The 1,325-nt window shown below is 66.2% G+C and carries 2 protein-coding genes; both read right to left on the reverse strand.

Annotated features, from left to right (window positions below):
* A partial coding sequence (locus F2P47_RS17505; protein ID WP_152217682.1) for an IS91 family transposase occupies nucleotides 1-1,118 on the reverse strand: 1,118 nt, incomplete at its 3' end.
* Nucleotides 1,119-1,126: 8 nt separating this feature from the next.
* Nucleotides 1,127-1,325: tyrosine-type recombinase/integrase (locus tag F2P47_RS17510; RefSeq protein WP_152217683.1), on the reverse strand; the 199-nt coding region annotated here is incomplete at its 5' end.

Below are 1,325 nucleotides of genomic sequence, written 5' to 3' on the forward strand. Positions count from 1 at the left end.
CGCAGAATGCCGCCACAGCAGGGACAGACGGTTGGGTCAAAGCGCGGGAGCGGCCTGGTGGTCTCGCCGGCTGCGGCGGTCGCAGCAGGCTTCATCGCCACCAGGAGTTGCCGGATGATGGCGCACCGGGTCCGGCGGCATCCATTGGCGAGGAAGCCATAGTGGCGGATGCGGTGGAAGCCGTCGGGCAGGCAGTGCAGCAGGAAGCGACGGATGAACTCGTGCGGATCGAGCGACATCAGCCTGGGCGCGTTGCCGTGACGATAATCGCGCCAGCGGAAGGTTACGCTGGTCTCGTCGGCGCTGACCAGGCGACTGTTGGCGATGGCGACCCGGTGGGTATAGCGGCCGAGATAGGCGAGGACCTGCTCGGGCGAGCCGAACGGCGGCTTGGCATAGACGATCCAGTTCTTGCGACGAAGCTGCCGGATCGCGGCCGTGAAGGCATGGGCCTGACCGAGCCCGTCGAGCGTGCCGGAGAAGCGCAGTCGCCCAGCCGCATAGGCCGCCTGGAGACGCTCGAGGAACAGCCGCCGGAATAGGCGGGAGAGGACATGGATGGGCAGGAAGAAGCGTGGCCGGCAGCTGAGCCAGCGCCCATCGGAAGAGAGAGCGCCGCCGGGGACGAGGCAATGGATGTGCGGATGATGGGTGAGCGCCTGGCCCCATGTGTGAAGAATGGCCAGGAACCCGATCTCCCCGCCGAGGTGCCGCGGATCGGCGGCGATGGTCTTGAGCGTTGCGGCGACGGCGTCGAACAGGATGGCATAGACCACGGCCTTGTTGTGGAAGGCGATCTCGGCGACTTCGGCCGGCACCGTGAACACGACGTGGAAGTAAGGCACCGCCAGCAGATCAGCCTGACGGTCGGCGAGCCATCGTTCGCGCGTCGCGCTCTGGCACTTGGGACAATGCCGGTTGCGGCAGGAGTTATAGGCGACCCGGACATGCGCGCAGTCCGCACAGGCCTCGACATGACCGCCAAGCGCTGCTGTCCGGCAGAGCTCGACCGCGGACATGACGCGGCGCTCGACGCGGCCGAGATGGCCGTCATGGGCAACACGATAGGCATGACCATGGCGACGGAAGATATCCGCCACCTCCAGTTCGGAGTGCATCGCTGCGCTCAGGCGGGCGGCACCACCTCCAGCGTCAGGCGATCGAGCGGGCTCTGCGTCCTGGTGATCGTGCTTGATGCCACATGGGTGTAGCGCGCCGTCGTCGAGAGGTTGTTGTGCCCCAGCAGCACCTGGATAATCCGGATATCCGTACCGCTCTCGAGCAGGTGAGTCGCAAAACTGTGGCGCAACGTATGCACGCTCACC

This window comes from Parvibaculum sedimenti, from assembly GCF_009184905.1.
Lineage (GTDB): Bacteria > Pseudomonadota > Alphaproteobacteria > Parvibaculales > Parvibaculaceae > Parvibaculum > Parvibaculum sedimenti.